Source organism: Bifidobacterium sp. POST2/T3 (B1) (assembly GCF_058197115.1).
Genome location: NZ_JBVPQK010000136.1, coordinates 1 through 6,710, shown reverse-complemented (window position 1 = coordinate 6,710; position 6,710 = coordinate 1). Strand labels below are relative to the sequence as shown.

Annotated in this window: 6 protein-coding genes and 1 pseudogene; all 7 read left to right on the top strand. The window is 55.7% G+C overall.

From position 1 onward, the window contains the following. The coding region (locus AC0AP0_RS07375; protein ID WP_490429948.1) for an RNA polymerase sigma factor at positions 1-685 on the top strand (685 nt) is incomplete at its 5' end. Beyond that, positions 672-1,535 (top strand): hypothetical protein, encoded by an 864-nt coding sequence (locus tag AC0AP0_RS07370; protein ID WP_490429946.1) that lies wholly within the window; start codon positions 672-674, stop codon positions 1,533-1,535. The genes AC0AP0_RS07375 and AC0AP0_RS07370, both read left to right, overlap by 14 nt. Positions 1,536-1,569: 34 nt before the next feature. Beyond that, positions 1,570-2,427 carry an ABC transporter ATP-binding protein gene (locus AC0AP0_RS07365; protein ID WP_454482572.1) on the top strand — a complete coding sequence of 286 codons (858 nt, stop codon included), beginning with the start codon at positions 1,570-1,572 and terminating at the stop codon, positions 2,425-2,427. Positions 2,428-2,497: 70 nt separating this feature from the next. Beyond that, entirely contained in the window at positions 2,498-3,715 is a 1,218-nt protein-coding gene (locus tag AC0AP0_RS07360) for a hypothetical protein (protein WP_490429944.1), read from the top strand. After that, complete coding sequence (locus AC0AP0_RS07355) at positions 3,708-4,445, top strand: ABC transporter ATP-binding protein (protein WP_261252328.1); 738 nt, start codon at positions 3,708-3,710, stop codon at positions 4,443-4,445. The genes AC0AP0_RS07360 and AC0AP0_RS07355 overlap by 8 nt, the downstream gene beginning before the upstream one ends. A gap of 140 nt (positions 4,446-4,585) precedes the next feature. Further along, positions 4,586-6,502 carry an FtsX-like permease family protein gene (locus AC0AP0_RS07350; protein ID WP_490429942.1) on the top strand — a complete coding sequence of 639 codons (1,917 nt, stop codon included), beginning with the start codon at positions 4,586-4,588 and terminating at the stop codon, positions 6,500-6,502. A gap of 52 nt (positions 6,503-6,554) precedes the next feature. Then, positions 6,555-6,710: pseudogene (locus tag AC0AP0_RS07345) on the top strand (glycosyl transferase); the annotation flags it as partial.

Genomic DNA, 6,710 nt, shown 5'->3' with positions numbered 1-6,710 from the left:
TCGAAAGTTCACAATGTTGCAAGGAGGCTGGAGCATGGCGAGGATGGGTGACCATCTGCTGCCTGCGGATGAAGCTATACATCCGGCCTTGGTCAGACAAACCAGTGACGGAGACGCTGATGGTGGCCAATCCCAGGCAGAGGACCTGGAATGGATCAGAAACATACTGTCAACTAGATCCTTTCGCGCAGCCGATGACCTAGTTCGCAAGTACTACGACGACATCCTGGCCTACATCCGAGCTCAGGTAGGCGATAAGGAGGAGTCGCTGAACCTTGCCCAGGATGCCTTTGTTGCCATTCTGCGGTCTTTGGGCAGCTACGATTCGCACAAGTCCAGCTTCCGTACCTGGATCCACCGCATCGCAACCTACAAGGTTATTGACTACTGGCGGATCCGCCGCAGGCGGCAGCGGCAGGAGGCACAAGTATTTGTGGCATCCGGCCACGATCAACATGACGACCCCGCCGACCAGACCTTCAAGGACGACCTAGTTGGTCGGATTGAAGACAAGATCTCACAAGCCCCGGTCCCGGCGCAGGAAGTTTTGCGTCTCCATCTGTATGCCGGCTATGGGTTCGCGCAGATTGCCGAGGCCTGCGGAGAGCCTGAAAACACGGTCAAGGCTCGGTATTACCGACTTTTGGACAATTTGAGGAAGGAGTTTGGTCATGAATCGGTCTGAACCTGATATCCGTCCCATTCTGGCGGCTCTTCAGGGTAGCGACCTTGAGCGCGATGATTTTGCTGAATCACAGATCGGCAGTTCCAGGATGCGCGAGCGATCCATAAAAACAATTGTACGCAAAGGGATGGGAAGACGTCCTGGGCTGATCTGGACCCTTGTAGCCATGGTCCGTTCCCTAGGCCTGAGAAACCTGCTCTTTGGCCTCTGGGACTGCGTCTTTATCGGCCTGATTCTGACGGCGGCGGTTTGGGCGACCGTCTTTGGCTCCTTCATGAAGACTGCTTGGCCCAGCAGAGTCGATAGAACCTTCGGTCTGGTTGTCCCCATATTCGTCTGTTCGCCTGCTCTTTTCCTGGTGGTGCACCTTTTGGTCGTGCTCAAGGAACGGAACCTGAATACCCTGAATCTGATCAGAACTTGCAGGTGGTCATTCCGTCAGATAGCCGCAGTCAGGATGCTTCTGTTCGGCATGGTCAGCATGATGATTTCATCCTTGGCCACGGTCTTGCTGGCGTGGACGACCAATCCGGGGCTGTCCACCATGACCCTTCTGGGGATCAGCTTCTCCTCCCTCTTTCTCTTTTCCCTGGCACAGATCTGGGTAGAGGAGCATATGCATGGAGAACTGTCCATCTATCTGGTTCTGGGACTCTGGATCGTGCTCGGTATGATTCTTTATCTGACTCGATTCGCCACCGCCCCCATCCTTGTCTCTATTCCGCCGGCCTTGAGCCTGGCGACGGGCCTTGTTCTTCTGACGATCTTCCTGCTTGTTCTGCATGGACGCTGCGTAGGGTCACCTCTGTCAAAGCGAGCATGGCATATGAAAAGACTGGCGACGGCATGAGGGCGGAATCTTACATGTTTAGTGTGAAAGGACGGTGAGTTTCGTGCTGCACTTGGACCATGTGTCAAAGAGCTTCAGGAACAAGCGGGTTATCAACGATCTGAGCCTCTCCATTGGAACCGGCGTCCATGGGCTTCTCGCGCCTAACGGAGCAGGCAAGACCACGCTGATCCAAATGATCGCCACCCTGATCCGCCCGGATTCGGGAAACATCACTTGGAATGGGCAGGACATCATGGTTATGGACGAGGACTATCGCGGCCTCTTGGGGTATCTGCCCCAAAAATTCGGCTATTACCCAGACTACAGCGCTGAAGATTTTTTGATGTACATAGCAGCCCTTCAGGGGATCGGCCGGAAACGGGCCAAGCCCCTGGCGAAAGATCTCCTGAAGACCGTGGGGCTTAAAGACCAGGGTAAGCAGAAGATGAAGACGCTCTCTGGGGGCATGATTCAGCGCGTGGGGCTGGCACAGGCCATGATCAACGACCCGGAACTGATGATTTTGGACGAGCCGACCGCTGGTTTGGATCCACGGGAACGTGTCCGCTTCCGCAACCTGGTCCATGCTCTTTCGCGCGACCGGATCGTTATCCTGTCCACTCATATCGTCTCTGACCTGGAGACCATCGCCGACCGGGTCATCATGCTCAAGGATGGGCAGATCTGCTGCAACCAGTCCCCAAGGCAGATAAGCCGCTGGCTGGAAGGCAAAATATTCCTGGTTCCTGCGGATTATCGCTTAGGGCAGGGGCAGCTGCTCCTTGAGGACGAGCTGGATGGGGATGCGACCCGGCTCAGAATTTACTCACATGAGCCGCCGTCCCAGGGCCAGGCTGTTCCTGCCAAATTGGAGGATGCCTTCCTGGTGATCTACGGGGACGAGGAGTAGCGATGCAGCATACCCCGCCGAATCGGGCTCGCAATCTTATTTCTTGCCAGGGATGTCTTCAATGAGATGGATGGTGATCAGGAACGAGATGCGGCACCTTCTGGGTACCTCTTTTTGGGTGGTGCTCAGTCTGTCTCTTGGATTCGTTTTCTGTATGAATCTAGCTATGTATGACCAAATTCCCACTGACGAAGCCCATCATGACCTAGCTAGCTACGGACCGTATGTCAGTCAGTCCACCATTACTGGATTCAAGCGTGAGGCTGACAGACTTGAACCGGTGGTATCCAAAGATCTGATGGCACTTGGTCCTCAAGCTGTTCAACTGGGCGTCAAGAATTATCAGTCGGCCAGGGACCTGGTCGATTCGGTCGAGAGCTCGCGCTGGACAAATCCTTCAGTACTGAATACAGACCGGGGCAAACTGACCGGCCGCATCAATGCCTTGCCTAGCTATCGTCGGCTTGTTCATTGCCATGATGTCATGGATGCCTATCGTGGATGCAACCGGGAAGCCCTGACCGCAAGAGCTGAGAAACAGTTGCGTAAGGGCGGTAGTAATGGCATCGAACTGCCCGAATCGGTGACGAAGCGGCTTGACATCTTAAGTGGACAGTGCAGGGCGGGTATGGGCCTGGCCGCTCCTGAATTACTGGACTACACTCAGAGCAACTTCAGACTTTCAGTTTATATGGTCCCGCTTCTGGCAGCCTTGGTTGTCGTGGCCCCACGCCTTGTTAAAGACCAGGTCCATGGGGTCCGGCAGACGCAGTTGACGACACGGACCGGACGCATCTTGCCTGGGCTGCAGGTGTTCGCCATGGTCTGTGCGGGCCTGCTGATGATGCTCATGGTGGCAGCGGGATCATTCCTGATGTGGGTGCCCAAGATCGCGGGTTTGCAGGATCTTCCGGTTTTTGATGGACATGCATTGCCTTGGTTCACCTGGTCCTTGGGGGAGTATCTGGCTGTGTTCGTATTGCTCTGCCTGGGGTCCGCCTTTCTTGTTTTTCTCTTGGTTCTCTGGATTTCCATGCACTGCAGGACCTACACACGCTTGGTCTTGCTTGCAGTCCCGGTGGTGTTGCTGGCCGTTCATGTCTTTGTCGCCTGGCTTCTCGTGGATCCATGCTGTATTGGCAGTGTGGTGACTCGGATTGTGCCATTGCCCGGCATTGAGCTCTACCTAATCCTGGGACTGCTGGTTTTGACCCTTTGTCTTTGCTGGTGGTCGGCCAGAAAGCTTTGTTGCCTAGGCGATCTGAATGAAAGGAAGATCAATGAATGAACTGCCACTGAAAATGGAGGGGGTATCCTTCCATTACAAGGCTGGTGAAGCTGGAATAGACCAAGTCGGCCTGGAATGCTCGACAGGATCTTGGACCGCAGTTATGGGTCCTTCCGGAGCGGGGAAAACCACCTTGCTTTATTGCGCCTCAGGGCTCTTGCCAGTACAGCAGGGATCGGTCGAGATAGCCGGCCAGAACATAGCCAGGATGAAGGAGTCCGCCCTAACCAGGATGCGCCGCGACCATATCGGTTTCGTTTTTCAGGATTACAACCTGGTCGAGGCCTTCACCTGCTTGCAGAACGTCATGCTGCCCCAGCTCTTCGGCGGTCCCAAAGTTGGTGTCGCCCAATCGCTGGAGGCCTTGAAGATTTTGGGTCTAGATGGGTATGCGCAGCAATATCCGTCTGACATATCTGGCGGTCAAAGGCAACGCGTGGCCATTGCCAGAGCGCTGGTCGCCCAGCCAGATATGATTTTCGCGGACGAGCCCACCGGGGCACTGGATACGCGCAGCTCGGAAATGGTTCTGGATGCCCTTTCGACCTTGGTGGAGAGCGGACGGACCGTGCTCATGGTGACCCATGACCCCAATGTGGCGGCCTGGGCGCAGCGCACGGTCTTCTTGGTGGACGGCACAGTGCATTCGATATGCCAAGGATATACGGCCGAGCAGCTGTCCACTCACCTGACCAGCATGACTCAGGTCGGCCAGGGGGTAGGACGATGATGCATGCGGGTAAAGGCCAAGCAGGAAGAGGAGAAGTTCCCGGACGGGATTCCCTGCATGCATTCTCCTCGATCAGTCGACCGACCCTGTTCTCCTTGGTCTTGTCCCTGATCAGGAAGCATCGAGCATCGTACGCGGTCATGGGTCTATCCACCTTCCTGGCATCCCTGCTGACCTCTTCGACCATGCAGGTCTACCAAGCGGGAAAGTCCTTTGACAATATCGGCGATCTGAATAGGTTGAACACCTACCAGCGTCTCCAAGCCAAGGTACCTTATTCAAATCTCTCCATGGTCACTATTCCGGCGCTGGCTTGCTGCCTGCTGGTGTCGGTCTTTTTGGTCCTCTCGTCGGTCACTTTTCTGATTCAGGAACGCCGACGCGAGTATGCAATGATGCGGTTGAACGGAGCCTCGCGCAGGAGGATCCTGATCATAGGTATCTTGGAATTCTCGATCCCCCTGGCCCTCTCGAATCTCATTGGCTGCCTGGTCGGATCTCTCCTGACCATACCAGTTGGACGGTTTTACGCGCGCTCTGCCGAGTTCAGCGACAGTGGCATGGTTTTCACACCGCGGATTCGACCTTCCATTGCAGTTGTCACCTTCATCATGATGATGGTCGCCTGCCTGTTGGGAGTATGGATGGCTATGCGCAAGGTGGGCGGGGCAGCTCCGCTCCAGCTCATGACGGAGACCAGTGACAAAACCAAGCGGATCGGATGGATTCGTTCTTCGGCAGCCCTGGTCTTCCTGATCCTGACCTTGGTGGTCGGGTTCGCCCCACTGCCTTCTATGACCCTGGACCTGCGTATTATGCTCGAGGTCATTCTTGTCATCACTACGGTCTATTTGGCGGCTCCGATCCTGGTTGTCCTGACTGTGTCAGTCATTGGTCTGATCCCGGCGAAGGTGGCCGGGGGGCCAGGTCTTCTGGCCCTGCAGCGTGCTCGAAAGGAGAGCGCAGGCTCAACCGCTATAGCCCTCCCCGCCATGATGATCCTGACCATCGTCATTTCCCTTGTGGCAGCCATGCAGGCTGGCTCCATCGGAGGGGCGGTTCTGAGCCTATATCCGCTGAAGGCCGATGTTATGGCTACTTCCCTTGATTCGGATGCCCAAAACCGCAACCCATCCGATCTGATCGGTGGGATGCCTGAGGTTCGAGACTTTATTACCTACCAGACTCAGCAATGGGCTGTGGAAGGATCACCGGGCCAGACGGCAACGGTGGTATGGGAACCTGCCGAGCAATTGCAGGGTCAGAAAGTTCAGAGTTCGCCGAGCATTCATTTCTCCTTTGTCCAAGGGAATTCGTCTGATCTCGGTTCAGACCGCGTCGCTGTGAATCAGGATTCCTCCTATTCCATAGGCGACACCGTTCGTCTTCTTGATCGCCATGATCAACCGCATGAGGTGCGGGTCGTTGCCCTTGTTCAGTCGCCTGAGGGCATTCCAGAACTATCTGCAGGCAATAACTATCCTCTGTTTCTGACGGCGGAGGATGACCTGCCTCAATTGGGTGAAGACGCACATACGATCATTCCCATATCGGCTGTCAATCCAACAGATGCGCACGGGATTACCTCCCGTCTGAAGAGTGGCCTTCAGGGCGATTTCGCGGTGCAGACCAGGCAGGAGTATATAGATGACTTCATTCAACGAGGCCTGTCCGGGCAGACGGCTATGACGGTCATGATCGTCGGCGGGACCGTTCTTGCCCTAATTTTCATGATGCAGTCCATCGCCATTTCGGCTTGGGAGCGCAATCGGCAGAACCAGCGGCTCAATCAGATCGGGGTGGCCTGGAGGTCAATAGCCTGGTCGGGAGTGATGGAGACACTGACCGATGTGGCCGGCGGTGCAGTGATGGCGCTGCTGGGGATAGCCATTGTCGAGGGCTGTATTGCCTTGAGTTTTGTCCAGGCTGGCATGTCTATGGCTCTGACCCCTGTGCCCGTCGGCCGGTTCCTTCTGGTGACTGTGGTTCTGCTGCTGGTGGCGGTGTTCACATCCTGGGTGTGCAGCCTGCGATCCAGGAAGGCGGAAGAAGGCTGAACCTACTAGGAGGATTTTGCTTCAGTAAGCAAAGTTGCGGGGCGGTGTCACAATGGAGAGCATGGGAAAGACCTTGAATAAGGCGGCTATGGTCGTCGTAACCTATAAGCGTCAGGAATTGCTGACAGGCCTGTTCGACTCCATCCTCCAGCTCACCCAGGCCCCCTGGCGGATCGTGGTGGTGGATAACGAGAATTCGGCAGACACG

Bases quoted from the DNA above. Each gene is read 5' to 3' on its own strand.
- AC0AP0_RS07355 (WP_261252328.1), top strand. From the start codon at position 3,708: ATGAATGAACTGCCACTGAAAATGGAGGGGGTATCCTTCCATTACAAG.
- AC0AP0_RS07360 (WP_490429944.1), top strand. From the start codon at position 2,498: ATGGTGATCAGGAACGAGATGCGGCACCTTCTGGGTACCTCTTTTTGG.
- AC0AP0_RS07370 (WP_490429946.1), top strand. From the start codon at position 672: ATGAATCGGTCTGAACCTGATATCCGTCCCATTCTGGCGGCTCTTCAG.
- AC0AP0_RS07350 (WP_490429942.1), top strand. From the start codon at position 4,586: ATGGGTCTATCCACCTTCCTGGCATCCCTGCTGACCTCTTCGACCATG.